Consider the following 26,356-nt stretch of genomic DNA (forward strand, 5'->3'; position numbering starts at 1 on the left):
GGCACCTCCGCCCAGCACCCACCCCGACCAACCGCACCACTCCAGTTCCCACCAGCACGGTCCCACACAGCACTCGAATGAGTGAGGAGAAAACAATGTCCCGCATCACGATCAACGCACCTGAGGCACCCGGACACGACACCGTTCTCTCGGCACAGGCGCTCGACTTCGTCGCGGGCCTCCACGAGAACTTCGCCGACCGCCTCGGCGGGCTCATGGCCAAGCGCGGCAGCCGTTCGGCGGAGATGAACGACGGCACCCTGCCCCGCTTCACCCCCGACTACGCCGCCGTCCGCGCCGACCGCACCTGGCAGGTCGCCGGCTCTCAGGACGCTCCGGGACTCGAGGACCGCCGGGTCGAACTCGCCGGCCCCGTCACCGAACCCGAGGTCGTCCGGGCGCTCAACTCCCAGGCCAAGGTCTGGATCGCCGACTTCGAGGACTCGACGAGCCCGACGTGGGCGAACATCCTCGGCGGACAGCACGCCCTCTACCTGGCCGTGCGCGACCAGCTGCCCGGCGTGAGCAACCGCAACCAGCCGACCATCGGCATGCGCCCCCGCGGCTGGCACCTGCCGGAGAAGCACCTCATGGTGACCGGCGACGACGGTGAGCAGACCCCGGCGATCGGCGCGCTCGTCGACTTCGGCCTCTACTTCTTCCACAACGCGAAGACGCTCATCGATTCCGGTTCGGGACCGTACTTCTACCTCCCCAAGCTCGAGTCCTCGCTCGAGGCCCGGCTGTGGAACCAGATCTTCGTCTGGGCGCAGGATGAGCTCGGCATCCCGCAGGGCACGATCCGCGCGACCGTCCACATCGAGACGATCGCCGCCGCATTCCACATGGAGGAGATCCTCTGGGAGCTGCGCGACCACTGCGCCGGTCTCCAGGCCGCCGGCTGGGACTACCTGTTCTCGGTGGTGAAGAACCTCCGCCACTCGACGGAGTTCATCCTCCCCGACCGCGACCGTCTGACGAACTCGCTGCCCCTGATGAAGGCCTTCACCGACCGTCTCGTGTGGACCTGCCACCGCCGCGGCGCCCACGCGATCGGGACGATGACGAACCTCATGACCAGCCACCCCGACGAAGGCTTCGTCGCCGCCGAGTTCGCGCGGATGCGTGAGGACAAGGCCCGTGAGGCCTGGCAGGGCTTCGACGGCACGTGGGTCGCCGATCCCGGCCTCGTCCCGGCCGCACTCGCCGTCTACGACGCAGCCCTCGGTGAGAAGGCGCACCAGCTGGAGAACATGCGCCCCGACGTCCGCGTGTGCGCCGAGAACCTCCTCGACATCACCGGACTAGAGCCGGTCGTCACCGAAGAGGGCGTGCGGGTCAACATCCGCGTCGCCATCGGCTACCTCAACGAGTGGCTCGGCGGCAACGGCAACGTGGCGCTGGAGAACCTGCTCGAGGACGTCTCGACCGCGGAGATCTCCCGGTCGCAGATCTGGCAGTGGATCCACCACGAGGTCACCCTCGACAACGGCCAGCCGGTGACGCGGCAGCTCGTCGAGCGCTACCTCGGCGAGGAGCTCGCGCTCATGGAGCGCACCCCCGCTGACCACGTCACCGAGGCGGTCGAGATCTTCCGGGCCTCAGCGCTCACCGACGACTTCCCCGAGTTCCTCACGGTGCCCGCCTACACCGAGCACCTCGTCGACCGCGTCGCCAAGGCCGCGGTCAGCGCAGCCTGAGTGGTCCGCCTCGGCGGGAGACGTCAGACGGCGGACCGTCTCGGCGGGGACCATCGATCCGCATCGGCACCCTGGACCTGTTCGGACTCGCACTGCACAGCGAGTCACGGCAGGAACGGGGTGCCGATGTGTGGGTTCGGCTCAGCCCTCGGGCGGCCACGGCAGCCCCTCGGCCTGGGCGTTGAGCTGGTACGAGACCGCGCCGTCGATCGATTCGCGGATGATGTCGGCGTGGCCGGCGTGCCGCGCGATCTCCGTGTTGAGGTGGGCGAGGATCCAGCGCACCGACATGTCGAAGTCCTTCGGCATCCACGGGTTGTTCACCGGGACCTTCGCGTCGAGGTCGATCCCGTCCGCCGCGGCCTGGGTGCGGGTGGCGGTGATCTCGGCGACGGCGCGGTCGAAGGCGGCGAGCACCTCGGCCAGGGTCAGATCCGGCAGGGTCGCGCCCTCGAAGGATCCTAAGAGCCCGAGTTCCTCACCGAACGCGGCGTAGTCCTCCTCGGTGGCGACAAGCGACGGGTCGCGGACCTGCTGCAGCCAGCCATAGACGACGTGGGCTGAGTGGGCGAGCAGCCCGGCGATGCTCAGCGAACTCACCGTCGGGGTGCTGCGGGCCTGCTCGTCGGTGAGGCCTGCGGCGGTGAGGCGCAGCTGCTGGCACTGCTGTTCGAGGAAGCTCAGCTGGGCGTCGGTCTCGGTGGTCACGGGCGGGGCGAAGAAGGGCATGACGACTCCTGATGGTCGGGTCCGGCCTGGTGTGGGGTGAGCGGCTCGGCGCGATCGGCGATGCGCTTGAAACCATCATCCGACCGATTGCGGACATATGATGTCCGCATGCACGATGATCCGGCCAGGTGCCCATGAGCTCCGAATCCCGCCTCCTCTCCCTCCTCGCGCGGCTCGGGACCGGTCGGTCGTTCACCGCGACTGACCTCGCCGTGGAGTTCGGCGTCACCGAACGGACGATCCGACGCGACATCGCGACCCTGCGCGAGCTCGGCTACACCGTCGATGCCGCCCCCGGAGTCGACGGCGGGTACCGGGCCGGCAGCCGGACCGTGCTGCCGCCCCTTCAACTCGAATCTGGGGAGGCCTTCGCGACCGCGCTCGGTCTCTCACTCCTCGCTGGCGCGGGCCTCGGAAGTGCGGACACCGCCTCGGCGAGCGGGAAACTCGAGGCGATGCTCCCGACCACGGCCGCCTCCGCGGTGAGGGAGATCGGGACCGCGGTCACCGTCGCCCCCGGCAACGAGCCCGACGTCGACCATGCCGCGGTCGGGGCCATCGCCTCGGCGATCGCCGCCCGCCGTCGCATCACCTTCGCCTACGCGAAGCCGTGGACCGACGCCGCGCCGGCCGTCCGACGGGTCGAACCCGCCCAGCTCGTCGTGCTCGGCTCTCATTGGTACCTCTACGCGTGGGATCTCGACCGCAGCGACTGGCGGGTCTTCCGTCTCGACCGGCTGAGCGAGGTCCATGTGACGACGTTCGGCTTTCCGCTGCGACCTGCCCCCGACGCCGAGGCGGCGGTGCGTCGCGCGGTCACCGTCGCCGCGTACGAGCACACGATCGTCCTCGACCTCGAGGCCACCCCGGCCGAGATCGAGCCATGGTTCTCCACCCGTGCCGCGACGATCGCCGAGGTCAGCGGGGGTGTGCGCGTGACGTTCGGGGTGCCAGACCTCGGCGCGGCGGCGATCTACACCGCAAACATCCCGTTCCCGTGCCGCGTCGTCGATCCGCCGGAGTTCGTCGCGGAGCTCTCAGTGATGCGCGGGCGGATCGGCGCGATCATGGCCGCAAGTGACACCGAGGTGTCCGGGAAGTGACCGGACGGTGAACGACAACGGGAGTCGTCCATATACTGATGCCATGACGATTCTCATCGGCTATCTCCCTGCCCCGGAAGGCGAGGCGGCGCTGCGCGCGGGATTCGCAGAGGCCGCGCTGCGCACGTGCGACGCCGTCGTGGTCAACTCACAGCGACGCGGTGCCAGCGGCACCCCGACCGAGATCGACAAGGACGACATCGATCGCATCGTCGCCCTCGGTGAGGAGGCGGGAGTCGCGGTCACCGTGCTCCAGCCCGACCATGAGGACGACGTCCCGGGAACCCTCAACGACCTCGCCGCCGAGCACGATGCCCAGCTCATCGTCATCGGCCTGCGGAAGCGCTCGGCGATCGGAAAGTTCATCCTCGGATCCCAGGCCCAGCGCATCCTCCTCGAAGCCGAAGTCCCCGTCCTCACCGCGAAGGCCTGAGACTCAGCGCCCCACCTCGAGACCGTGCCCCCACGCGAGGAGCTCGGCCAAGGAGACCCCGGCTGAGTCACTGAGATCGGCGATCTGCGTCCTGCACGAATAGCCGTCGGCGAGGACGACGCGCATCCGCTCGTCGTCGTCCCGCTCTCGTTCGGCGCGTTCGCGGTCGGCGCGTTCGCGCTCGACGCGCAGTGCGGGCAGCAGCGCGAGTTCGGCCACGGCGACCGAGGTCTCGAAGTGACCGGCCTCGACCCCGAAGTTCCCCGCCAGCCCGCAGCACCCGCCGAGGAAGTCGGCGCTCGCTCCCGCCCGGGAGAGGAGCTCTCGGTCTGGGGCTGTCCCGAGCACCGCCGACTGATGGCAGTGCGGTTGGACGACCGCGTCGACGCCGGCGAGGTCGGGCAGTTCGACACCGATCCCGAGGAGATATTCCGCGAGCGTCTGCACCCGCGACCCGACCCGCTCGGCCGCATCGCTCGCGAGCAGCTTCTGCGCATCGTCGGCCAGTGTGGCCAGGCACGAGGGCTCGACCCCGACGATCGGCGCATCCCCGGTCGCATCGAGGGCGGCGACCGTCTCGCCGAGGTGGTTGCGCGCGGCATCGAGCTGGCCGGTCGAGATGAGGGGCAGACCGCAGCACACCGTCTGCTCGACCACCCGTACCCGCACGCCCGCATGCTCGAGGACGGCGACCGCGGCGGCAAGGATCCTCGGCGCGAAGTGGTTCGACCACGAATCCGCGAAGAGGATGACCTCGCCGAGGCGGTCGGAGGCCCCAGCACCCGCCTCGGCGCGGGACCGCCACCAGCTCCGGAACGTCGTCGTCGCGAACGTCGGAATCGACCGGCGGGGATCGATCCCCGCCACCCGCTTTCCCAGCGCACCGACCCCCGGCACCCGGGCGACCCGGTTGACCAGGTGCGCGACCGGGGTGAGAGCGTTCGCCAGCTGCGGGAGGAAGCCGAGCGCATAGTGCGAGGGCGGCCGCATCCGACCCCGATAGGACTGGTGGAGGACTTCGGCTTTGTATGTGGCCATGTCCGTGCCCGTCGGGCACTCGCTGCCGCACGCCTTGCAGGACAGACAGAGGTCGAGCGCCTCGGCGACGGCAGGGGAGTCCCATGCGGTCGTGACCAGGTCACCGGAGACCATCTCCTGGAGCACCCGGGCGCGCCCCCTCGTCGAGTGCAGCTCATCCCTCGTGGCCTGGAACGATGGGCACATGATCCCACCGTTCGCCGCGGAATCCGCGCGGCATTTGCCGACCCCCGTGCACCGGTGGACGGCCGAGGCGAACCCGTCGGACTCGTCCGGATACGCCATCGCGAGCGGACCGGGCAGCCGATCGCGGCTGGGCAGCTCGGTCAGCCGGATCGATGCGTCGAGGGGGTCGGGGTCGACGATGACCCCGGGGCCGAGAAGGTGGCGGGGATCGAAGAGCTCCTTGACCGTTCGGTTGAGGTCGATGACCTCGGGCGGGTAGAGCAGCGGCAGCAACTCGGAGCGCGCGCGACCGTCACCGTGCTCTCCCGAGACCGACCCGCCGTAGCCGGCGACGAGCTCGGTCGCCGCGACGAGGAATCGCCGCAGCACCGCCGGGCCGTCGGGCTCCTCGAGGGGGAAGTCGACGCGCATGTGCAGGCATCCGTCCCCGAAGTGCCCGTACGGGATCCCCCACAGCCCGTGCTCGTCGAGGAGGTCCATGAGATCCCGCAGATAGTCGCCGAGGTGCTCGACCGGAACCGCGGAATCCTCCCACCCGGCGTGGGCGTCGCGCCCGTCGGGGGTGCGCGAGACGAGCCCCGCACCGTCGGCGCGGATCGCCCACACCGCCGCTGCGGTCTCCGCGTCGACGACGGCGGAGTCGAGAGCACGGGACTCATCGATGAGACGGTGCGCCTCCTCGGCGAGGATCTCGGCATCGTCGCCGGTGAGTTCGACGACGAGCCAACCGGCGCCCTCAGGCAGAGCGGGAACGGCGTTCCCGCCCTTGGCCGCGATGACCCGGTCGAGCATCCGCGAATCGAGACCCTCGCACGCCGCGACGGGGAAATCGCGCAGCAGCGGAGCGTCGTGGGCGGCGGCGACCATGTCCGGATACCCGAGGACGACCGCGGCCGTATGGGCGGGTTCGGGTACGAGCCGCATCTTCGCGGCGAGCACGATGCCCCACGTGCCCTCGGACCCGGCGAAGGCACGACGGACGTCAAACCCGTTCTCCGGCAGCAGCGCCTCGAGACCGTAGCCGGAGACCTGACGGGAGAACGTGCCGAGATGGGTGCGGATCGTGCCCAGGTGCTCACCGATGAGTGCATGGAGGCGCGGGAACAGTTCCCGGGGATCCGCATCATCGAGGTCGACGACCGTGCCGTCGACGAGCATGATCCGCAGCGCGAGGATGTTCTCCCCCGTGCGTCCGTAGCCGAGCGCACGCGGACCGCACGCGTTGTTGCCGATCATCCCTCCGATCGTGCACCGGGTGTGCGTCGACGGATCGGGACCGAAGCGCAGACCGTGCTCCCGCGCTCGTGCCTGCAGGCTCGCATGGACGCACCCGGCTTCGACCCACGCGCTCTGCTCGACGGGGTCGAGGTCGAGCACCGTGTTCATGTGCCGAGAGAAGTCGAGGACGATCCCGGTGCCGATCGCGTTGCCTGCGATCGACGTCCCCGCACCACGACAGGTGATCGGCACGCCGAGGCGGCGGGCGACCGAGAGCGCAGCCGCGACGTCGTCCTCGCCGCAGGGGAAGACGACAGCCTGGGGCACGAGACGGAAGAGGGAGGCATCCGAAGAGTAGGCGGCGCGGTCGGCGGTTTCTCCGGTGACATCGCCGACACCGGCGGCGGAGAGCTCGGCGACGAGTGCCTCGGCCGAGGCGGAGGATGGAGCGCTCATGGGAGCATTGTGCCACCGGTGCGGAGGCGGCGGCGCCCGAGTCCGTGCGGAACGAGCAATGCCCTTTTCGCAATCGGCATTGTCACGGTCGGATATTGTGCCGATGTGCGGAATTCGCACACCTCGTACTCAGATTAGGACCGAACCTTCCAGTATTCGGGAAAAATTGGCGTGACATAGGCGTCGTGGTATTTAATAGAAGTACATTTTCCTGTGGCGGTGTGCCACATGTGCAGGCAAGGAAAGAAACAATGTCACGTCGCGCTCGCGAATTAACAGTGGATCAGACAGCCCTGGTTGCGGCTGTGCGCAGAATTTCACGGCAGCGAACCAAGATCAACACGAACTACGTCATGTCCATCCTCCGCGCACGCGAGGAGGGAGCCACCTTCGGTGCCATCGCCGAGGCCGCAGGCACCTCCTCCCAGGCAGTGCAGGAGATCGTGCGCAGGCACGGGCGTGTGCAGCGCTCCGAGGGATCGGGCGACGCTGCTCGGAAGCAGCCCGAATCGGTCGGCGCCGAAGCGCCGGCAGCAGCCGCCGAGTGACGCAGTCGGGCAGGGTGACGGCGGGACGACCCGCCGTCGGCCTCCCCGTGTGCGTTGATGCGAGATGGGCGTAGTGCCCCGAGATCGTGAATTTTTATAGGGTAAGGCAAATTGTAGCCATTCCGGTTTATCGGACAATTCGACTGGTGTTTACACGGTAAGTTGTCGAATTCTTCAATAAACAATTCGGCTGGTCGTCTTGTCTTTTCCCGCTGGCAGGGATCCCTCATTTCACTGCGGTCGCAGCGGGCCCGCCCTGTGCGGAATCCGCACCCCTGCCGGGGTGGGAGCCGAGCCCATGCCGAAACCTCGCCCCGACCCCGGCCGGGGCATCGGCCGGACCCTCGCTGGGACGCGAACCGGACTCGCGGATCGTGCGCGTTAGAGTGGCGGCATGAGCGCATCCACGCACCTGCCCGCCGACCTCGCCGCGGACCCTCTCGTCCGCATCGCCGCTGACTTGGCCGTCATCGCCTGGGAGCGGATGACGGCATGGCGGGCATCGCTCGGTGCCGATCTCGACGAGTCGGTCGTCGACACGAAGACCTCGCCGAACGACCTCGTCACCCTCGCCGACGCGCAGATCGAAGCACTCGTGCGCGGGTACCTCAGCGCTGTGCGTCCCGGCGACGTCATGGTCGGCGAGGAGGGCGCCGAGGCGATCGACCCGGTGGAGTTCTTCGACCGCGATCTGCTGCGCCGCCTCGCCGCGTTCGATCCTGTCGCCGGTGCCCTCGCCGAGGCGGGGAGCGAGGGCCGCTTCGAATGGCACGTCGACCCGATCGACGGCACCGTCAACTTCGTCCGCGGCATCGAGCACTTCGCCTTCTCCGTCGGCGTCCTCGACACAGCGACCGACGCCTGGGCAGTCGGACTCGTCGCCTCTCCCGGGCTCGGAGCCACATGGGTGGCCGGACGGTCTCGGGGTGCCTACCGCGTCGAGGGTCGGCTCTTCGACCGGATGCCGGAGCCGGATCTCAGCGCCGCCGATGCCCCCGCCGCCGGCGTGCCCGCGGCGGCCACGTCCGCGACTCGGCTCTCGGGGGCGCCCGTCGGTCTCTCGGGACGGCTGCTCGCGACCGGGTTCGCCTACCGCGGTGACAACCGCGGCCGACAGCTGGCCAAGCTGCCCGCTCTCATGGACGGCTATGACGACATCCGCCGCTGCGGGTCGGCCGCGCTCGATCTCTGCATGGTCGCCGAGGGACGAGTCACGTGCTACGCCGAACGCGGGCTCGGCATCTACGACTACGCCGGCGGCGCCCTCGTCGCCGAGGAGGCCGGAGCCTTCGTCCACCGCGGGGGCAGTGGCGGTCCGACGGCCGCGGCCGATTCGGCCGCAGAGCTCGCGCGCCTCATCGACACCATCTGAGGCCGGGGCCCGACCCGGTCGACCTGCGCCGATACTCGTTCGAGAGCCTCGGCGCGGGAACTGTGACAGGGATAACGCAAGACAGGCGTCGTCTATTTCTGAGAGATTAGGCTAAGCTAACTCACAGATGGCTCACATCTGCGTACCGATCGCCTCAAGGAAGTAGAACACGATGATCTCGACCCGCCTCCGCCTCGGCGCCGCCCTCGGTGTCCTGGCCCTGGCCCTGTCCGGCTGCTCCTCCGCGGAGTCCGAAGCCCAGGCCGACACCGCCGCCTCGAGCACGATCAAGGTCGAGGACAACAACGGCACGCAGACCGTGACGACCCCTCCGACCTCCGTCGTCGCCACGGACAACCGCACCTTCGAGACACTCGACGCGTGGGGCATCAAGCTGAGCGCGGGCGCCCGCGGCCTCATGCCGCAGGGACTCTCCTACACGAGCGACGAGTCGATCCCCGACCTCGGCACCCACCGTGAGCCCGACCTCGAGCAGGTCGCCGCCGCCAAGCCCGACCTCATCGTCAACGGGCAGCGCTTCGCCCAGTTCCACGACGATCTGCAGAAGCTCGCCCCCGAGGCCGTCGTCCTCGAGCTCGACCCGCGCGACGGCGAAGCCTTCGACGAGGAACTGCGTCGCCAGACCACCGTCCTCGGTGAGGTCTTCGGCAAGCAGGACGAGGCGAAGAAGCTCGTCGAGGACTTCGACGCCTCGATCGACCGTGCCAAGGCCGCCTACAACGGCAGCGACAAGGCGATGGGCGTCATCACCACCGCCGGCGACATCGGCTACGTCGCCCCGTCGGTCGGGCGCACCGTCGGACCGGTCTTCGACATCCTCGACCTCGATCCGGCCCTCGAGGTCGAAGGCGGCAGCGAAGGCGACAAGGGCGACGACATCTCCGTCGAGGCGATCGCCGAGTCCCAGCCCGACCTCATGATCGTCATGGACCGCGATGCCTCCTTCACCGCCGACCGCCGGGAGAAGGGATCGGCTCCGGCCGCCGAGGTGCTCGAGAAGTCCGAAGCCCTCAAGGACGTTCCCGCGGTGAAGAACGACAAGATCGTCTACTTCCCCGAGGACACCTACCTCAACGAGGGCATCCAGACGTACACCGAGTTCTTCAACGGCTTCGCCGACAAGCTCGAAGCGCAGAAGTAAGCAGAACCGGGTGCGGGTGAGACCCGCACCGGAACCACCGCGGCGGCGCCCACGCGCCGCCGCGGTGCGAGCGGGAACGGCAGCATGACGAACTCAGGGACCACGGACGACCGGACGGCCGCCTCGGCGGACGACCGCCTCGGCGAGGACACGAACGAGCCCCAGGACACGGACGGCACCGGCAGGACCGGCAGGACCGGTCGCCCGGCGACGAGTCGGGGACCGCTCTTCAGCTGGCAGCTGGGACTCGCGACCCTCGCGGTGGCGGGCCTCCTCGTCGCCTCCCTGCTCACCGGGGTCTACGACATCTTCGGCGCGGCCGACGGGGCGGAGATGTTCCAGATCACCCGGGTCCCGCGGACGGTCGCGCTCGTCCTCGCCGGCGCGGCGATGGCGATGTGCGGGCTTGTCATGCAGCTGCTCACGCAGAACCGATTCGTCGAGCCGACGACGACGGGCACGACGGAATGGGCGGGCCTCGGGCTCATGCTCACCGTCATCATCTACCCCGAGGCGACGATCGTGCAGCGGATGATCGGCGCGATCCTCGCCGCCTTCATCGGCACCCTCGTCTTCTTCCTCTTCCTCCGCCGCGTCTCGCTGAAGTCCTCGCTCATCGTCCCCATCGTCGGGATCATGCTCGGCGCCGTCGTCGGAGCGGTCTCGACCTTCATCGCCGTGTCCACGGACATGCTCCAGAGCCTCGGGATCTGGTTCGCCGGCAGCTTCACCTCGATCCTGCGCGGACAGTACGAGGTCCTCTGGATCGTCGCGATCGTCGTCGTCGCCGTGTTCATCACCGCCGACCGGTTCACCGTCGCGGGCCTGGGCAAGGAGATCTCGACGAGCGTCGGACTCAAGTACAACCAGATCATCCTCATCGGCACCGTCCTCGTGGCCATCGCCACCGGCGTCGTCACCGTCGTCGTCGGCAACCTCCCCTTCCTCGGGCTCATCGTGCCCAACATCGTCTCGATGATGCGCGGCGACGACCTGCGCTCGAACCTGCCGTGGGTGTGCCTGCTCGGGATCGCGATCGTCACCGTCTGCGACCTCATCGGACGTCTCATCATCGCCCCCTTCGAGATCCCCGTCTCCCTCATCCTCGGCATCGTCGGGGCCGCCGTCTTCATCGTCCTGCTGCTGCGGCAGCGGAGGAGGAGCTGACATGCGCAGCATGGACACCGACGACCGCGGTGCGGAACCGCGCACTTCCGCGACCACCCCGGCAGCCGCCTCGGCGAGGACGACCGGACGCCATTCGGGGGCACTGACGACGGCTGCGGCCCGACGACGGTACTGGACGATCATGGGCGTGCTCGCGGCGGCCGCGCTCGGGATCGCCTTCGGACTCCTCGCATGGGACAACCCGCTGCCGATCACGGACGAAGGCTTCTGGCTCATCGCGGGCCTGCGCGGACGCAGCCTCGTCGTCCTCATCATCGTCGCCCTGTGCCAGGCGTTCGCGACGGTCGCGTTCCAGACGGTGACGAACAACCGGATCATCACGCCCTCGATCATGGGCTTCGAGTCCCTCTACGTCGCGATCCAGACGGCGACGATGTACTTCTTCGGGGTGACCGCACTCGTCGAGCTGCGCGGGGTGCTGCCCTTCACGATGCAGCTGGTCGCGATGATCGGGCTATCGCTCGCCCTCTACGGCTGGCTGCTCTCGGGGAAGTACGCGAACGTCGAGGTCATGCTTCTCGTCGGCATCGTCATCGGCGGCGGACTCGGGGCGGTGGCGACGTTCATGCAGCGCACGCTCACCCCGAGCGAGTTCGACGTCCTCTCCGCGCGCCTCTTCGGATCGATCGCGAACTCCGATGCGACCTACCTGCCGGTGGCGATCCCCCTCTGCCTCATCGCATGTGCGGCCATCTACCTGTCCGCGCCGCGGCTCAACGTGCTCGCGCTCGGCAAGGACGTGACCGGCAACCTCGGGCTCAATCACAGGGCCGCGACGATCACAATCCTCTTCTTCGTCTCGATCCTCATGGCGGTGTCGGTGTCGATGATCGGGCCGATGATCTTCCTCGGCTTCCTCGTCGCGATGCTCTCCTACCAGTTCTCCGACACCTACGACCATCGGTACGTGCTGCCGATGGCGGGCCTGCTCGGGTTCGTCATCCTCGGCGGAGCGTACTTCATCCTCAAGAACATCTTCTACGCCGAAGGCGTGGTCTCCATCATCATCGAAGTCATCGGCGGAGGCGTGTTCCTCTTCGTCATCATGCGGAAGGGTCGACTGTGATCACACTCGGCGACGTGGCCAAGAACTACAGCGAGACCGTGCAGATCGGTCCCGTCGACGTGACGATCCCCGCCGGCGGGGTGACCGCCCTCGTCGGACCCAACGGGGCGGGCAAATCGACGCTGCTGACGATGATCGGGCGCCTGCTCGACATCGATTCCGGGGCGATCGAGATCGCCGGATACGATGTCGCCTCGACGAAGTCGAAGGACCTCGCGAAGATCGTCTCCATCCTCCGCCAGGAGAACCACTTCATCACCCGGCTGACGATCCGGCAGCTCGTCGGCTTCGGCCGCTTCCCGTACTCGAAGGGGCGGCTGACCACGGCCGATGAGGAGATCATCTCCCGGGCGATCGACTTCCTCGAACTCGGGGAGCTCGAGAACCGGTTCATCGACGAGCTCTCCGGCGGTCAGCGGCAGCGTGCCTACGTCGCGATGGTGCTCGCCCAGGACACCGACTACGTCCTCCTCGACGAGCCGCTCAACAACCTCGACATGAAGCACTCCGTGCAGATGATGCAGCATCTGCGCCGGGCCGCGACCGAGATGGGACGTACGATCGTCATCGTCATCCACGACATCAACTTCGCCGGCCACTACGCCGACCACATCTGCGCGGTGAAGAACGGGAAGGTCGCCGAGTTCGGCACCCCCGAGGAGATCATGACCGCCGAGGTGCTCACCCGGGTCTTCGACACCCCCGTCGACGTCGTCGACGGCCCCCGCGGCCGCCTCGCCGTCTACTACTGAGAGATGGTGGCCTGAGCGGTGGTGATCGTCCGCTGCTGAGCGGCGCCACCGCCGTGATGGCTGGCGCCGCCCGCGTTTGTGGTCAATAAACCGAGGGTTTCAGGCCGAATCGGCGATTTTCCCTCGGTTCTGCGACCACAACTCGCCCCAGCGCCGCAGTGCTTCTGAAGAACGTTGCAGCCCGCCCGCTGCTTGGGGATGCTGCCGCTCTCCTGCTGCTGAAGTTCACCGCAGCCCGCGCTCGTGGCTGGAGGGTTCCCCCGCGCGCGTTAGTGGTCGAAGAACCGAGGGTTTCAGGCCGAATCGGCGATTTTCCCTCGGTTCTTCGACCACAAACTCGCCGCGACCCGGCCCAAGAGCCCCTCAGCGGTCAATGGAACCGGGGGCGGCCGCCTCGGCGGGGACGCGGATCCACTTGCGCGCTCCGACGACGATGAGGGCGATGAGGCCGAGGATGAGCAGCCCGTCGGCGGCGATGTAGAAGAGATGCATGGCCGAACCGCCGTCGTCGATGCCGGCGAGCACGGCGTCCGTGCGCTGGTTGAGCAGGGGTCGGACGAATGCGACCTTGAGGATGAGCACGCCGATGATTCCGCTGGTGAGACCGCGGAAGAGCGGTCCGACTCCGTCCTTGAGGATCGCCCAGAGGAGGATGACGGCGATGACGATCTCGACCCAGTTCATCGCCGTGAACACGAGGCGGCCGATGCCCAGTCCCAGCGGGATCGTGATGCCCGGAGCCTGGAACTTCAGCGGCGCCTCGATGAGCGAGATGCCGATGATGAGACCGAGCCACACCGCCGGGAGGATGAGCCGCGCCGAGGCGGCGAGCCGGGAGTCCTGGGAGCCGAGAGCGTTGACCATGCCTGAATTCTACGCCTCGTAGAAGTCGCGTGCGCGGCCGGCACCGCCTCGGTGACGGTAGAGGAGGATGCCGAGCACGATCGCTCCGAGGGCGAAGAACGGGGTCGAGGCGATGTCGGGAAACGAGAGGTTCGCGGTGTCGCCGACATCGCGGAGGCCGAGCCCGCGCTGGTCGACGGCGAAGAAGACGACGTTGTACCCGCCGTGGACGCCGATCGCACCCCACAGATGGCGCTGCCAGACGACGAGCAGGCCCGCGAAGATCGCATAGGAGAGGACGAAGGCGCCGTAGAGCGGGGTGAAGCCGGGGTTGCCGACGTGGATTGCGAGGAAGAAGAGCGCCTGGAGGACGACGGCGGGGCCGAGTCCGATCCACCACGAGGTCCCGCGCAGGAGCAGGCCGCGGGCGACGACCTCCTCGCCGGCGCCCTGGGCGATGTAGGTGACGAGGTAGAGCACGGCGACGACGGCGAGGACGATCCCGGAGGGGAGGGTGGCCGGCTCGGCCGGGCGCACCCATCCGCCGCTCCAGGCGATCGCTGTGCCGCCGGCGCTCACAGCCGCACCGACGAGCAGGCCGATGACCGCGGATCCCCAGCGCGGGCGGGTGAGCCCGATCGCCGTCAAACCGACTCCGAGCCGCCGCCGCAGGTAGAACGCGATGATCCCGACGGTGGCGACGATCGCGACGAGGTAGCCGAGGGCGCGACCCGATCCGTCGGGGAGGGTCCACGGCTGGGTGTCGGTGATGCCGAGCGCGAGGAGCGGGAGGATGCCGATGGCGTTGAACGCGAAGCCGAACACCGAGAGGAGGCCGGCGATGACGAGGATCTCGACGACGCCGATGACTCGGCGGGTCGGGCGGGCATCGCGGGCTCCGGTGGGGACGGGGAGGCCGTGGCCAGGGGAATCTGCGGGGGAGGGGTGCTGGGAAGCGGGCATGCCACCATTGTCCTGAGTCATCGTTTGCAACCACAACTGACGGGTCGGCCGGGAGGTCGGAACGCGTATCTGGGTCGGGCCGGTGGTGCGGTCGGACCGGGCCTCGGTACCGTGCCGGCGAGGCGGTCGGAACGCGGCTCGCGGCGGGGTCGACAGAGCGGTGGAATCGCGCCTTAGACTGGGCGAATGCGCCTGTTCTCCCATGCCGTCGTGCGTTCATTCGCGCCCGACGACGACCCCTCCGCGACCCCGCCCGACGCGATCCTCGTCGACGGGGAGACGATCGTCGCCGTAGGCACCCGCGATGACCTCCTCGACATCGCCGCCGCGCAGACGTCATCGACGGCGGCGCTCGCCTCGGCGGGCGGGGTCGGGGCGACCGCGGTCATCCCGGGAGCCGCCGTCGAGGAGATCGACTGCGGGGGCCGGGTCATCCTCCCCGGCCTCATCGACGCCCACATGCATTCGGTCGCGTACGCGGATTCGCTGACGAACCTCGATCTCTCCGGTTCCCGCTCCCTCGCCGAGGCGGTCGCCGCCATCCGCGAACGTGCCCAGACGCTGCCGGTGGGCAGCTGGGTCGTCGGCGCCGGCTGGGACCTCAACCGCTGGGACGACCCGCGCTACCCCGACCGGCAGCTGCTCGACCGCGAGGTCCCCGACCACCCGGTCGCGATGTGGTCGATCGACCTGCACACGGTGTGGGCGAACGGCAGTGCGCTCGTAATCGCCGGCATCGACGACGACACCCCTGACCCGTCCGGCGGTGAGATCGTCCGCGGACCCGACGGCGTGGCCACTGGTCTGATCAGGGAGGATGCCGCGGATCTGCTCATGCGCTACATCCCGGAACCGACGCGGGAGGAGCAGGCCGAACGGCTCGAGGCGACCCAGCGGCTCTTCCTCTCGCTCGGACTCACCGGCATCCACGACTTCGACGGAATCGCCTCGACGCTGGGGTGGAACGATCTGCGGGAGGCCGGTCGGCAGGATCTGCGGGTGACGAAGTTCCTCCGCCAGCCCGAGGTGCCGTGGGCGATCGAGACCGGGTGGGTGACCGGCGGCGGGGACGACTGGCTGCAACGCGGTGGGGTCAAGCTCTTCGCCGACGGTGCGCTCGGCTCGCACACGAGCCACATGTCCTCGCCCTATCCCGAACCGGAGCCGGCGGGCGTCGGCGTCCACGGGGCCGAGGTGCGCGAGGCCGCGGCCGAGGCGTCGGTCGGAACCGAAGACGGCGGCCCTGCGCTGCCGGTTGCCGAGTCCCACCTCAACTACGGGATAGCACAGATGAGCGAGGACGAGCTCTTCGAGCAGGCGCGGATCGCGACCGAGGTGGGTATCTCCGTGGCGATCCACGCGATCGGCGACCAGGCCAACCACCACGTGCTCAACGTCTTCGAGCGGCTGCGGCCGATCACTCTCGCCGTCGAGGAGAAGACCGGGCGGCGTCTGCGCCACCGCATCGAGCACGCCCAGTTCATCCAGCCCGAGGACGTTGCGCGCTTCGCCGAACTCGACGTCACCGCCTCGATGCAGCCGCGGCACTGCATCTCCGACCTCCATCTCCTCCACCTCGTCGACGAGTCCGCTCAGCTCGCCGCCTACGCGTGGCCGGATCTCGTGCACTCGGGTGCGCAGGTGATCTTCGGCTCGGACGGGCCGGTCGAGCATGCGAACCCGTTCGCGGCGATCTACGCGGCGATGACGAGGGCCGACATCTCCGGGGATGCGAGCACGAGCTTCCAGCCGTGGCGTCGGCTCTCGGCGGTCGAGGCGCTGCGACTGCACACGCACGCCCCTTCGGTGGCCGCCGGTCTCGGTGATCGACGCGGGTATCTGGCGCCGGGCATGGACGCGGACTTCATCGTCGTCGACGTCGACCCGTTCACCGCCGAAGGGCTCACCGACGCCGAGGCGGAGGCCGGGCCGGAGGGTCTGCTCGGCTACGAGTCCGAGGAGGCGCTCTTCGCCCACGCCGAGGCGATCCGCGACGCGCGGGTGTTCCTCACGGTCGTCGGCGGCGAGATCAAGCACTCGGTGTAGTGGCGGGAGGCGATGTCCTGTTCGTTGCTCGGGCAGGCAGCCCGTCTGACTGCCGAAACGAGTCGCATTCCGCCCGACCAGTCGGAGAATGAACCGACCGATCGGGCGGAAAGTGACTCAAAAGCAGGCGTCCGGCCCAGATCGACGCGACATCGAGCGGATACGTTAACGAGTATTGGCGTGCCGAACGGCTGCTCCGAGGGATGCGCTGGTTCTCAGAGGGTTGCGTTCCATGCATCGAGGCGATGGCGGAGGTCGCGCTCGGTCATATCGGTGCGACCTATCCCGTGGTAGTTGGGCAGCCAGGTCTCGACGCGCTCGTGCGCGCTGGCCGCGGCTTGGACGTCCCAAGGTCGGATGTCGCCGACGGTGCGACCGAGTCCTCGTTCGTACTCGTTGAGGAAGACTTCCGGTGCCGAGGTGGACCCGAGGAGCACGAGATCCTGACGGCACCACGCGAGATCGATGCCGCGAGGACCCTGTCGGGCACCTGCCCAGTCGACGACACCGGTGAGTCGCCGCCCTGACCAGAGCGCGTTGCCCGACCAGAAGTCGAAATGGGTAAGCACCGGGTCTTCGAGATCGAGGGAGTTCCATTCGTCCTGCGCGCGTTGTGCCAGGCGAGAGGTCCCTGTGGGCGGCGCGGCCGGAGCTGCGGGTAGTCCTTCACCGCTCAGTGCGTGAATCCGAATCAGAGCAGCGGCCATCTCACGGGCGATGGTGTCGGTGGGCAGTGTTGGATCGGGAGCCCCTCCCGGTACGACGGTCGTGACCACGAGCGGGTGGTCCAACGACGCGTCGGCCGCGATGAGCCGCGGAACGAACTCACCCAATGAGGAGAGTCGGGAAAGGACGCCGGTCTCGCGCTGGGCCGCATCATCCCCGTTGGGGAAGCTGCGGACGATGAAGTCGGTCGTGCCGTCGGAGGCGCGAACCGTGGTCGCATGCTGTCCGCCGGACAGGACCGACTTGAGAGTGAGGTGGCGTCCGAGCAAGCGTGATGCCGAATTCACCGCCTCGTCAGGAGACCATCCTGACTCTGCCGGAGGAGACGTCATTGGTCCCCGTGCTGCGCGAGCAGGCGTTCGAGACCGGCAGCGTAGCGGGCGGCCATCATCTTCTGCGCCGCAACGGACAGGGGAGCGGCCGCCTTGAGCAGGGGATGTCCCGGCAGCGAGCGGGAGGTGATCGAGACGACGAGCCGATCGTCATCGTCGATGGAGACGAGGAACGTCTGCACGCCCGACTCCAGATGCCCAGGCCGCGTGCGGTAGACGAAGCCGGCCTGCCGGTCGGTGTCGATGACATCGACGACGATGCACGAACCGACCGGGATGACGAGGTCCTCACCGCGCTGCCGCAGCGGCGGAGCCGGCCACCGCGGATTGAGCCAGAGGTCGACGACCATTCCCGGCCGCACCCGACGCTGCGGGCGGGCGATGACGCCGGCACCCTCCTGCAGCTGCCATGTGAGGATCGCTTCGCTGGCCAGCGGGAACAGCTCGGCCGGCCCGATGTCGCGGACGTGCTCGAGGTGGTTCATCGGGTTCCCCTCGATGCCGGGCGTGATCTCCTCGAGGCAGAATCCGATGTCGGCCCCGTCTCGCCGCCGGCAGAACCGGCACCCTGTCCGGCGGCGTGACGGCAGATCTCGCCATACCGTGACGCAACGCCTTCGGGATCGAGCTCACCATCGGGCCGATACCACTGGGCCACTCCCGTGCAGATCGTCGTGATCGCCCGCGCGGCGTCCCGCGGGTACGGAGTCGAGAACACCTCGGCGTCGACGCATGCGACGACGCAGTCATCGAGAAGCATCTGCTGCCGGTCCCTGGCCGCGATGTGCGAGTCGCGTGCCTCGGTCGGGAGGCTGCGGATCTCGCTGAACGCGATGAAGGCGATGTCGGCCTGGTGCGCGTGGAAGAGGAGGAGGCACTCGACGAGGCGGTCGAACCGGGGCAGAGGTTCCTGCGGGCCGTCTGCGAGCGCCGCGGTGCTCCGCTCCCAGAGATCGGCCATTGCCAACCGGTCGATCTCGGTGAGGATCGCCTGCTTCGACGCGAAGTGGTGGTAGAGGCCGGGAACCGAGAGTCCGGCCGCCTGGGCGACCTGGCGGATCGACGTGCCGTGGAACCCGCCGCGGACGAAGCAGTCGAGAGCAGCCCGCAGCAGCGGGGGGAGGAGGGGAGTGTCGTACGTTCTCCACGGTGCCACGGCGTCATCCTTGTCTCGTGCCGGCAGGGGGATTCCGCCGACGGGCGTGCTTGGGCAGTCGCCGAAGTCCGACCCGAACGCTGCCCCGGGTACCAATCTAGTGTGCTGAGGCCGTGTTCCGTCCGAAATCCCGGAGCCGAGTTCCGTGTGAGCGCCCGACGAGAAGTCAGCGCTGCCTGCAGCCGCGGCTCACGCGACGAGCGCCAAACCCGACGACGAGTACCAGTCGTGCCCTTGTGCCTCTCAAGGATGTGACCTAAGCTACATGAAAACCGAGCGAGCGCTCGGTCGGGCGCAGAGGCGATGTGCCGAGGTGCCCGAGACGACGGAGTGGACAACGATGACGACGGACCAGCCGATGACGCACCGGCCGATGACGGCAACCGCACCCGTGTGGACGGCGCTCTACCCCGAGACGGTCGATCCGCAGGCCGATCTGCCGTGGGACTCGGTCGCCCACGCCTGGCACGACCGCGTCGCCGCACACCCGGAGGCCACAGCGATCCTCTACCGCGGCCGACGCCTGACCGTGGGCGAAGTCGACCGCGACGCCGAGGCGCTCGCCGCCGGCTTCCTCGAACTCGACCGGGGCGGGATCGTGGGCATCTGCCTCCAGAACGTCCCCCAGTTCGCCGTCGCCCTCCTCGCGGCGTGGAAGATCGGCGCCGTCCCGCTCGTCCTCAACCCCATGTACCGCGGCCGCGAGCTCCGCGCCCTCATCGACGACTCCCGTGCCCTCGGGTTCATCTGCGATGCCTCCGACGCCGAGGCGGTCGCCCAGTCCCTGTCCGGGAGCTCGGTGTCGTGGATCATCACGACGACCGACGACGAGTACGCCGCTGCAGACCCTGACCCCGGCGGCGAGGCGGCAGGCCCCGGCGGCGAGGCGGTCGACGCCGTCTCGTCCGACTCCCCGTCGGCAGGGACGGCCCGAACGCCTCACCGGACCGAGATCCCCACGACCGGGTGGGCCGAGGTGCTCGGGACTCGTCGTCCCACCTCGGCGAGGGATGCCGAACTCCGCGACGACCTGCTCCCCGGCCTCGACGACCCAGGGCTGCTCACCTACACCTCGGGGACGACGGGACCGGCGAAGGGATCGGTGGCGACGCATTGGAATCTGCTCAGCGTCGCGCAGACATGCGGACAGTGGTTTGGTCTGGGCGAGGGCGACGTCATGCTCGCCGTCGCCCCGCTCTTCCACATCACCGGCGCCGTCGCGTGCGCGACCACCTCGCTCATCCATCCGATCGTCCTCGACTTCGTCGGCCGCCCCGATGCGGAGAAGATCGTCACCGCAATCCGCGAGGACGGTGTGACCGTGACGATCGGGTCGATCACGGTCTTCAACGCCCTCCTCGAACACCCGGGGGCCACCTCGGCGGACTTCGGGAGCATCCGCCTCCTCTACTCCGGTGGCGCACCGGTGCCCCCGGCCACGGTCGCGAAGTTCCGGGACCGCTTCGGCCACTACGTCCACAACATCTACGGGATGACGGAGACGGCCTCGGCGGTCATCGGCGTGCCGGCGGGGATCGACGCACCGGTCGACCAGGCGACCGACACGCTCGCGATCGGGGTGCCATTCCCCGGACTCGACGCGCGCATCGTCGACATCGCCACAGGTGAGGTCGTCACCGACGGGACCGCAGGGGAGCTCCAGCTCCGCGGCCCGCAGGTCACTCCCGGTTACCTCGGCCGTCCCGACGCGAACGAGCGCGCCTTCGTTGACGGCTGGCTGCGCACCGGCGACGTCGGGGTCATGGACTCCGCGGGATGGATCTACCTCGTCGACCGGATCAAGGACCAGATCAACGTCTCCGGGTACAAGGTCTGGCCGCGCGAGGTCGAGGACGCGCTCTACGAACACCCGGCCGTGCTCGAGGCGGCCGTCGTCGGCCAGCCCGACGACTACCGGGGCGAGACCGTCGTCGCCTACGTCTCCCTCCGCGCCGGACAGACCGTCAGCGCGCCGGACCTCATCGCCTTCGCCCGCGAACGCTTGGCCGCGTACAAGTCCCCGCGTATCGTCCACATCATCGCCGACCTCCCGAAGACCCACACCGGCAAGATCCAACGGCGACTGCTGCGGGACCAGCGCTCACCGGGCTCGCCGGACGCAAACCGACCGGACGCGAACCCGCCCACCTCAGCCCCGACAGCCCCAGCCCCGACAGAGGAGACATCATGAGTGCACCCATCACCGGTCGCAGGTTCGAGGGGCAGGTCGCCCTCGTCACCGGAGCCAGCCGCGGCATCGGGCTCGGCATCGCCGAACGCCTCGCCGCCGAGGGGGCGAGCGTCGTCCTCACCGCACGCAAACCCGACCCCCTCGCCGAGGCGGTCGCCTCCTTCCCCGCAGGCACCGCCCTCGGCATCGCCGGAAAGTCCGATGACCCCGCGCACCGAGCCGAAGTCTTCGACACCATCGCCGAGCGGTTCGGCCGCCTCGACGTCCTCATCACCAACGTCGGGATCAACCCCGTCTACGGCCCGACGATCGACATCGACCTCGACGCCGCACGGAAGATCCTCGACGTCAACGTCATCGGCACGCTCGCGTGGGTGCAGGGCGCCGTCGGACACGCCGGCCTGCACTTCCGCGAGAACCGTGGCCGGATCGTCTCAGTCTCCTCGGTCGCCGGGGAGGTGCCGAGCCCGGGCATCGGCTTCTACGGCGTCTCGAAGGCCGCGGTCTCGCACCTCACGCGCACGCTCGCTGTCGAACTCGGACCCGACATCAGGGTCAACGCTGTCGCGCCCGCTGTCGTCAAAACGCAGTTCGCGACCGCTCTCTACGAAGGCCGGGAGGACGAGGTCGCTCGGGCCTACCCGGTGGGCCGCCTCGGCACCCCTGAGGACATCGGGGCTGCTGTCGCGTACCTCGCCTCGGCCGACGCCGACTGGATCACCGCTCAGGTCCTCACCGCCGATGGGGGACTCATCACGGCAGGAGGCACGGCATGAGCACGCTGCCGACCGAGGTCGAGGACGTCCGCCAGCGGACCCGGACCTTCATCCGCGAGGTCGTCGTCCCGTCCGAGCCGAGGCCGGGAGCGACACTCGACGAGGCGGTCCTCGCCGACCTGCAGGCCAGAGCGAAGACCGCCGGCGTCTTCGCCCCGCACGTGCCCACGGAGTGGGGCGGCCTCGGGGTGCCCATCGAGCACTGGTCGCCGATCTTCCAGGAGGCGGGGTACTCGCCGATCGGACCGGCGGTGCTGGGCTGCATGGCTCCCGACGAGGGCAATATGCACATGCTCGCCCGCATCGGCACCGCAGACCAGAAGGAGCGGTACCTGCGTCCGCTCGCCGCCGGCGAGGTCCGGTCGAGCTTCGCCATGACCGAACCCCACCCCGGTGCCGGATCCGATCCGGCGGCACTGTCGACCCGCGCCGTGCGCGACGGCGATGAGTGGGTGATCACCGGAGACAAGCGCTTCATCTCCGGGGCCGAACTCTGCGACTTCTTCATCGTCATGGCCGCCACCGGTGACGGTGATCCGGAGGAGTCCGGCGCCGAGGCGGCCGGGAGTCCCGCTGACAACGGGAGTTCGGCTGGGGCCGGGAAGCGCCGCGGCCAGGAGGCGACGATGTTCCTTGTCGACCGCAGCGCCCCGGGCGTCGAGGTCGGACGGTCGATCCACACGGTCGACACGACGATCGCCGGCGGTCACCCCTATGTCCGCTTCGAGGGTGTCCGCGTGCCCGAGTCCGCCGTTCTCGGCGAACCGGGCAAGGGGTTCGCCTACGCCCAGGTGCGACTCGCCCCCGCCCGCCTCACGCACTGCATGCGCTGGCTCGGTCTGGCCAGGCGGGCACTCGACATCGCGCTCGACCGGGCCGAGCACCGTTCCGTCTTCGGCGACGTCCTCGCCCGACAGGGACTCGCCCAGGAGCTCATCGCCGCCTCGGTCATCGACATCGAGACCTCTGATGCGATCATCGCGAAGACCTCCCTCGTCCTCGACGGCGACCAACACGAGGCGAACTCGCTGTCGTCGATCGCGAAGGTCCACTGCTCGGAGGCCATTTATCGTGTCATCGATCGGGCCGTCCAGCTCACCGGCGGCGACGGGATCTCCGACGAGCTGCCGCTCATCCAGTACCTCAACGAAGTGCGGCCCTTCCGGATCTACGACGGATCGACCGAGACCCACAAGTTCGCGATCTCGCGCCGAGCGTCCTCGCGACGCCGCAAGGAGGTCGCCGCCGGCGCCCCGCGCCTTGACGTCGTCGCCGGCCCGCGAACGGAAACCGAGGAGGACGCGCGATGACCGCCCAGCTCGTCGACGTCGTCGAGACCTCAGCCGAAGCCGCGGCCCTCGACATCCCGCCGCTGCTCGTCCTCGACGCGCTCGCGCGCCACCTCGACGATCGCGGAATCGGCACCGGTCCCATCCACTGGGAGCGGATCGGTGAGGGCCAGTCGAACGTCACCTACCGGATTCGCCGCGACGGCGCCGACGTCGTGCTCCGGCGCGGACCCCGACCGCCCCTTCCCCGGTCGACCCACGACATGGTCCGGGAGGCACGCATCCAGACCGTGCTGCGCGGCCAGGGAGTCGCGGTGCCGAGGATCATCGACGTCTGCGAGGACGAGACCGTCCTCGGCGTCCCCTTCTACCTCATGGACTTCGTGCCCGGAAGCGTCGTCACCGACACTTTGCCCGAGATCCTCGCCCCCGCCGAGGCGCGGCAGGCGTTCGGGGAGGAGCTCATCGACCGCCTCGCCTCCCTCCACGACGTCGACGTCGCGGTCCCCGAAGTCGCCGCCCTCGGGCGCCCCGAGGGCTACCTCGAACGCCAGGTCGCGCTCTTCTCCGCACTCTGGGAGAAGAACACCCGGCGTGCGCTGCCCGCGGTCGGCCACCTCGGCGAGTGGCTGGAGGCCAACCGGCCGGAGACTCAGCGTCATTCCGTCGTCCACGGCGACTATCGGGCGGGGAACGCGATGCTCGCGCCGACCGCGCCGGTGCGGGTCACGGCGATCCTCGACTGGGAGATGTCGACGCTCGGGGATCCGCTCGCCGACCTCGGATACTTCCTCGCGACCTACACCGATGGGCGGCATCCGCGAACGGTCATGGACCTCACCCCGGTGACCTCCGGGCCCGGATTCCCCGATCGTGCCGAGCTCACCGCGCGCTACCGGGACCGGACGGGACTCGATCTGACGAGTCTGCCCTGGTACCAGGCGCTGGCGCTGTGGAAGGCCGCGATCTTCTCCGAGGCGATCTACACCCGGTGGCTCGCCGGGGAGGCGCCGGCAGCCGGGGACTTCACCGGGGCGCTCGAGCAGGGAGTGCCGGCCCTCCTCGACGTCGCAGGGGAGGTGGCGGCGACTCTCAGGTAAGCGGTCCTGCCGCAGACGACCCTGATCACGCCCCGCCTCTGAGGGGTGACCGCCCCCGCCCGCGTCCACACGACCCCGGGGCGAGGTTCCCTCCTCGAGTGCGCCCGATTTCATCCCGATTCCGCCCCCGATCCCGACCCGATTCCGGGGTCGACTCCGCCCTATTCCGGCCCGATTTCGTGCCCGAATCCGAACCCGAACCACCCGCTGGGCCGTCTCCCTCGGTCACAGCGAACCCAGCTACCCACCACCACCCAGCACGGGAAAGGCAGACATGACTGCACAGACGACAGGGACGATGGTGACCCTGCGCGAGAAGCGGCGATCGGTCGTCGCGAGCACCGTCGGCAACATCCTCGAATGGTACGAGTGGAGCGCATACGCCGTCTTCACCCCCTTCATCGCCGCGGCGATGTTCGACAGCGACGATCCGGTCTCAGCGGTGCTCGCGACCCTCGGCGTCTTCGCCGTCGGCTTCCTCATGCGGCCTCTCGGCGGCATCGTCTTCGGACGCATCGCCGACCGCAGGGGACGCAAGTTCGTCCTCATCACGACGATGCTCATCATGGCCGCAGGCTCCTTCCTCATCGCGGTCATGCCCGGGTACGCGCAGATCGGGGCAGCAGCGTCGTTCGTCCTCCTCATCGTCCGCGTGGCCCAGGGCTTCGCCCACGGCGGGGAGTCGGCGACGGCGAACTCGTACATCGCCGAGATCGCCCCCGCCCACCGCCGCGGCCTCTGGGGCAGCATCGTCTTCGTCGCGATCTTCGGCGGTTCGGTCCTCGCCTACACCGTCGGCGGTGCCGTGACGAACCTCTTCCCCGAAACCGCGGTCACCGACTGGGCCTGGCGGATCCCGTTCGCCCTCGGTGCCCTCCTCGCCCTCGTTGCGCTGTGGATGCGGCGGGGCATGATCGAAAGCGAGGTCTTCGCGGCAGAGGACGCCACCCTCGCCGAGGCGGCCGCCGACACCGCCGCCCCGACCCCGGCGCTTCCTCCCGCCCTCGACCGCCGCCGGGTCGCCCGGTCGATCGTCCTCGTCGTCCTCATGACCGCCGGCATCACCGCCGCCCACTACACATGGTCGTCGTACGCCTCGACGCTGGCGATCACCGAACGCGGGATGGATCCGCAGGCCGCCTACTGGGCGACGGTCGGTGCGCAGGTCATCGCACTCGTCTCGCTGCCGTTCTGGGGAGCCGTGTCGGATCGGATCGGCCGGCGCCCCGTCCTCATCGGATTCGGGGTGCTCATGGCGGTCCTCCAGTATCCGCTCATGGGGATGATCACCTCGGTGGGGTGGACGCTCTTCCTCGCCTCGTCGATCGCTCTCCTCGTCGTCGCGATGGCCGGAGCCCTGCTCTCGGCAGTCCTCTCCGAGGCGTTTCCGACGACCGTCCGCACGCAGGGCATCGGCTTCGCCTACTCGATCTCCGTCGCGGTCTTCGGCGGGACCGCGCCCTACCTCAACGGACTGTTCAATTCGCTCGGACTGCCGTGGCTCTCGAGCGGGTGGGTGATCCTCCTGTGCGGCTGCACGATCGCCGCCGGCGCGCTCCTGCCGGAGACGAAGGGCGCGGACCTCGCCGAGGTGTGAATCCCGAGCAACCCTCCGGGCGCTCGGCACCCCGGCACAGGGTTGCCGAGCGCCTGCAGGGTTGCCGACAGCGGTCGCCCCCGCCACCTCGTCGGTTGTCGCCGAGTGCGCCATGCCACTAGAATGAATGCGGACAATTTCATACGCCGTTAAGACATGACGTGGGAGAGCTGCCCGGTCTCCGCGATCGCTCCTCGGACACCCTCCGAGCCTGTGACCCGGACCGCAGTGCAGCGCCGTAGGTGCAATTCCCTCCCCGGGAAACTCTCAGGCCCAGTACCACCGATTGCAGGCATATCTGGAGGACCGCTTCCTCGCAGCATCCCGTGCAGCGAGCTCGTGATCCGACAGATCGGGGAGGACCCTCACTGTTCAGTGCGTCCTCC

Annotated in this window: 22 protein-coding genes and 1 riboswitch; of the genes, 15 read left to right on the top strand and 7 right to left on the bottom strand. The window is 68.9% G+C overall.

Annotation, left to right across the window (positions count from 1 at the left end; genetic code table 11):
- The first annotated feature begins 95 nt into the window (after positions 1-95).
- A complete protein-coding gene (locus AC0VYB_RS01505) occupies positions 96-1,700 on the top strand; it encodes a malate synthase (RefSeq protein ID WP_082834980.1) in 1,605 nt (534 codons plus the stop codon).
- 141 nt (positions 1,701-1,841) lie between these two features.
- Here AC0VYB_RS01505 and AC0VYB_RS01510 read toward each other — a convergent pair whose 3' ends face one another.
- Complete coding sequence (locus AC0VYB_RS01510; RefSeq protein WP_009377461.1) at positions 1,842-2,429, bottom strand: DinB family protein; 588 nt, start codon at positions 2,427-2,429, stop codon at positions 1,842-1,844.
- 134 nt (positions 2,430-2,563) lie between these two features.
- On the opposite strand from AC0VYB_RS01510, the gene AC0VYB_RS01515 reads away from it, so the two are divergent.
- Both AC0VYB_RS01515 and AC0VYB_RS01520 read left to right on the top strand, forming a co-directional pair.
- A complete protein-coding gene (locus AC0VYB_RS01515) occupies positions 2,564-3,532 on the top strand; it encodes a helix-turn-helix transcriptional regulator (RefSeq protein ID WP_063250441.1) in 969 nt (322 codons plus the stop codon).
- A gap of 43 nt (positions 3,533-3,575) precedes the next feature.
- Entirely contained in the window at positions 3,576-3,965 is a 390-nt protein-coding gene (locus AC0VYB_RS01520) for a universal stress protein (protein ID WP_009377457.1), read from the top strand.
- Positions 3,966-3,968: 3 nt separating this feature from the next.
- On the opposite strand, the gene AC0VYB_RS01525 is transcribed toward AC0VYB_RS01520, so the two are convergent.
- Complete coding sequence (locus AC0VYB_RS01525; RefSeq protein WP_475384944.1) at positions 3,969-6,863, bottom strand: FAD-binding and (Fe-S)-binding domain-containing protein; 2,895 nt, start codon at positions 6,861-6,863, stop codon at positions 3,969-3,971.
- Positions 6,864-7,216: 353 nt separating this feature from the next.
- Between AC0VYB_RS01525 and AC0VYB_RS01530 the strand changes: the two genes are divergently transcribed.
- From AC0VYB_RS01530 to AC0VYB_RS01555, 6 genes are all read left to right on the top strand, one after another.
- Positions 7,217-7,411 (top strand): hypothetical protein, encoded by a 195-nt coding sequence (locus AC0VYB_RS01530; protein ID WP_009377453.1) that lies wholly within the window; start codon positions 7,217-7,219, stop codon positions 7,409-7,411.
- 394 nt (positions 7,412-7,805) lie between these two features.
- On the top strand, positions 7,806-8,783 hold the full coding sequence (locus AC0VYB_RS01535; protein ID WP_063250443.1) for an inositol monophosphatase family protein: 978 nt from the start codon (positions 7,806-7,808) through the stop codon (positions 8,781-8,783).
- Between the two features lie 172 nt (positions 8,784-8,955).
- Positions 8,956-9,945, top strand: a complete 990-nt coding sequence (locus AC0VYB_RS01540; protein ID WP_063250444.1) for a siderophore ABC transporter substrate-binding protein — start codon at positions 8,956-8,958, stop codon at positions 9,943-9,945.
- Between the two features lie 84 nt (positions 9,946-10,029).
- Positions 10,030-11,112 (top strand): ABC transporter permease, encoded by a 1,083-nt coding sequence (locus tag AC0VYB_RS01545; protein ID WP_197464196.1) that lies wholly within the window; start codon positions 10,030-10,032, stop codon positions 11,110-11,112.
- A 1-nt stretch (position 11,113) separates the two neighbouring features.
- The gene (locus AC0VYB_RS01550; protein ID WP_186372612.1) at positions 11,114-12,199 is read left to right on the top strand and encodes an iron chelate uptake ABC transporter family permease subunit; all 1,086 of its coding nucleotides are present in this window, start codon (positions 11,114-11,116) and stop codon (positions 12,197-12,199) included.
- Positions 12,196-12,951 carry an iron ABC transporter ATP-binding protein gene (locus tag AC0VYB_RS01555; RefSeq protein ID WP_063250445.1) on the top strand — a complete coding sequence of 252 codons (756 nt, stop codon included), beginning with the start codon at positions 12,196-12,198 and terminating at the stop codon, positions 12,949-12,951. Before AC0VYB_RS01550 ends, AC0VYB_RS01555 begins: the two co-directional genes overlap by 4 nt.
- A gap of 363 nt (positions 12,952-13,314) precedes the next feature.
- On the opposite strand, the gene AC0VYB_RS01560 is transcribed toward AC0VYB_RS01555, so the two are convergent.
- Entirely contained in the window at positions 13,315-13,815 is a 501-nt protein-coding gene (locus AC0VYB_RS01560) for a hypothetical protein (protein WP_063250446.1), read from the bottom strand.
- Between the two features lie 9 nt (positions 13,816-13,824).
- Complete coding sequence (locus AC0VYB_RS01565; RefSeq protein WP_063250447.1) at positions 13,825-14,757, bottom strand: CPBP family intramembrane glutamic endopeptidase; 933 nt, start codon at positions 14,755-14,757, stop codon at positions 13,825-13,827.
- 186 nt (positions 14,758-14,943) lie between these two features.
- Between AC0VYB_RS01565 and AC0VYB_RS01570 the strand changes: the two genes are divergently transcribed.
- A complete protein-coding gene (locus AC0VYB_RS01570; protein WP_063250448.1) occupies positions 14,944-16,803 on the top strand; it encodes an amidohydrolase in 1,860 nt (619 codons plus the stop codon).
- A 215-nt stretch (positions 16,804-17,018) separates the two neighbouring features.
- On the opposite strand, the gene AC0VYB_RS01575 is transcribed toward AC0VYB_RS01570, so the two are convergent.
- The 3 genes from AC0VYB_RS01575 to AC0VYB_RS01585 are packed head-to-tail and all read right to left on the bottom strand — an operon-like array spanning position 17,019 to position 19,017.
- Positions 17,019-17,816, bottom strand: a complete 798-nt coding sequence (locus AC0VYB_RS01575; protein ID WP_232254163.1) for a phosphotransferase family protein — start codon at positions 17,814-17,816, stop codon at positions 17,019-17,021.
- Positions 17,817-17,857: 41 nt separating this feature from the next.
- Positions 17,858-18,346, bottom strand: a complete 489-nt coding sequence (locus AC0VYB_RS01580) for a DUF1990 family protein (protein WP_167560706.1) — start codon at positions 18,344-18,346, stop codon at positions 17,858-17,860.
- On the bottom strand, positions 18,343-19,017 hold the full coding sequence (locus tag AC0VYB_RS01585) for a TetR/AcrR family transcriptional regulator (RefSeq protein WP_280559026.1): 675 nt from the start codon (positions 19,015-19,017) through the stop codon (positions 18,343-18,345). The genes AC0VYB_RS01580 and AC0VYB_RS01585 overlap by 4 nt, the downstream gene beginning before the upstream one ends.
- 265 nt (positions 19,018-19,282) lie before the next feature.
- Here AC0VYB_RS01585 and AC0VYB_RS01590 point away from each other — a divergent pair, with 265 nt between their 5' ends.
- The 5 genes from AC0VYB_RS01590 (at position 19,283) to AC0VYB_RS01610 (ending at position 25,970) form a co-directional block, all read left to right on the top strand.
- Complete coding sequence (locus tag AC0VYB_RS01590) at positions 19,283-21,208, top strand: class I adenylate-forming enzyme family protein (protein WP_313419738.1); 1,926 nt, start codon at positions 19,283-19,285, stop codon at positions 21,206-21,208.
- Positions 21,205-21,984, top strand: coding sequence for an SDR family oxidoreductase (locus AC0VYB_RS01595; protein ID WP_259801706.1), 780 nt, complete (start codon positions 21,205-21,207; stop codon positions 21,982-21,984). Before AC0VYB_RS01590 ends, AC0VYB_RS01595 begins: the two co-directional genes overlap by 4 nt.
- Positions 21,981-23,294, top strand: coding sequence for an acyl-CoA dehydrogenase family protein (locus tag AC0VYB_RS01600; protein WP_280559029.1), 1,314 nt, complete (start codon positions 21,981-21,983; stop codon positions 23,292-23,294). The genes AC0VYB_RS01595 and AC0VYB_RS01600 overlap by 4 nt, the downstream gene beginning before the upstream one ends.
- Complete coding sequence (locus AC0VYB_RS01605) at positions 23,291-24,373, top strand: phosphotransferase family protein (RefSeq protein WP_475384945.1); 1,083 nt, start codon at positions 23,291-23,293, stop codon at positions 24,371-24,373. The genes AC0VYB_RS01600 and AC0VYB_RS01605 overlap by 4 nt, the downstream gene beginning before the upstream one ends.
- A gap of 274 nt (positions 24,374-24,647) precedes the next feature.
- Positions 24,648-25,970 (top strand): MFS transporter, encoded by a 1,323-nt coding sequence (locus tag AC0VYB_RS01610; protein ID WP_278373323.1) that lies wholly within the window; start codon positions 24,648-24,650, stop codon positions 25,968-25,970.
- 152 nt (positions 25,971-26,122) lie between these two features.
- Positions 26,123-26,262: riboswitch (glycine riboswitch) on the top strand.
- The last annotated feature ends 94 nt before the right edge of the window (positions 26,263-26,356 follow it).

It is taken from the genome of Brevibacterium sp. Z349TD_9 (assembly GCF_056173565.1).

Coding starts and splice junctions, on each gene's coding strand:
- AC0VYB_RS01525 (WP_475384944.1), bottom strand. CDS start 6,863: ATGAGCGCTCCATCCTCCGCCTCGGCCGAGGCACTCGTCGCCGAGCTC.
- AC0VYB_RS01565 (WP_063250447.1), bottom strand. CDS start 14,757: ATGCCCGCTTCCCAGCACCCCTCCCCCGCAGATTCCCCTGGCCACGGC.
- AC0VYB_RS01520 (WP_009377457.1), top strand. CDS start 3,576: ATGACGATTCTCATCGGCTATCTCCCTGCCCCGGAAGGCGAGGCGGCG.
- AC0VYB_RS01550 (WP_186372612.1), top strand. CDS start 11,114: ATGCGCAGCATGGACACCGACGACCGCGGTGCGGAACCGCGCACTTCC.
- AC0VYB_RS01535 (WP_063250443.1), top strand. CDS start 7,806: ATGAGCGCATCCACGCACCTGCCCGCCGACCTCGCCGCGGACCCTCTC.
- AC0VYB_RS01530 (WP_009377453.1), top strand. CDS start 7,217: ATGTCCATCCTCCGCGCACGCGAGGAGGGAGCCACCTTCGGTGCCATC.
- AC0VYB_RS01505 (WP_082834980.1), top strand. CDS start 96: ATGTCCCGCATCACGATCAACGCACCTGAGGCACCCGGACACGACACC.
- AC0VYB_RS01595 (WP_259801706.1), top strand. CDS start 21,205: ATGAGTGCACCCATCACCGGTCGCAGGTTCGAGGGGCAGGTCGCCCTC.
- AC0VYB_RS01605 (WP_475384945.1), top strand. CDS start 23,291: ATGACCGCCCAGCTCGTCGACGTCGTCGAGACCTCAGCCGAAGCCGCG.
- AC0VYB_RS01600 (WP_280559029.1), top strand. CDS start 21,981: ATGAGCACGCTGCCGACCGAGGTCGAGGACGTCCGCCAGCGGACCCGG.
- AC0VYB_RS01610 (WP_278373323.1), top strand. CDS start 24,648: ATGACTGCACAGACGACAGGGACGATGGTGACCCTGCGCGAGAAGCGG.
- AC0VYB_RS01515 (WP_063250441.1), top strand. CDS start 2,564: ATGAGCTCCGAATCCCGCCTCCTCTCCCTCCTCGCGCGGCTCGGGACC.
- AC0VYB_RS01570 (WP_063250448.1), top strand. CDS start 14,944: ATGCGCCTGTTCTCCCATGCCGTCGTGCGTTCATTCGCGCCCGACGAC.
- AC0VYB_RS01580 (WP_167560706.1), bottom strand. CDS start 18,346: ATGAACCACCTCGAGCACGTCCGCGACATCGGGCCGGCCGAGCTGTTC.
- AC0VYB_RS01545 (WP_197464196.1), top strand. CDS start 10,030: ATGACGAACTCAGGGACCACGGACGACCGGACGGCCGCCTCGGCGGAC.
- AC0VYB_RS01510 (WP_009377461.1), bottom strand. CDS start 2,429: ATGCCCTTCTTCGCCCCGCCCGTGACCACCGAGACCGACGCCCAGCTG.
- AC0VYB_RS01590 (WP_313419738.1), top strand. CDS start 19,283: ATGAAAACCGAGCGAGCGCTCGGTCGGGCGCAGAGGCGATGTGCCGAG.
- AC0VYB_RS01540 (WP_063250444.1), top strand. CDS start 8,956: ATGATCTCGACCCGCCTCCGCCTCGGCGCCGCCCTCGGTGTCCTGGCC.
- AC0VYB_RS01560 (WP_063250446.1), bottom strand. CDS start 13,815: ATGGTCAACGCTCTCGGCTCCCAGGACTCCCGGCTCGCCGCCTCGGCG.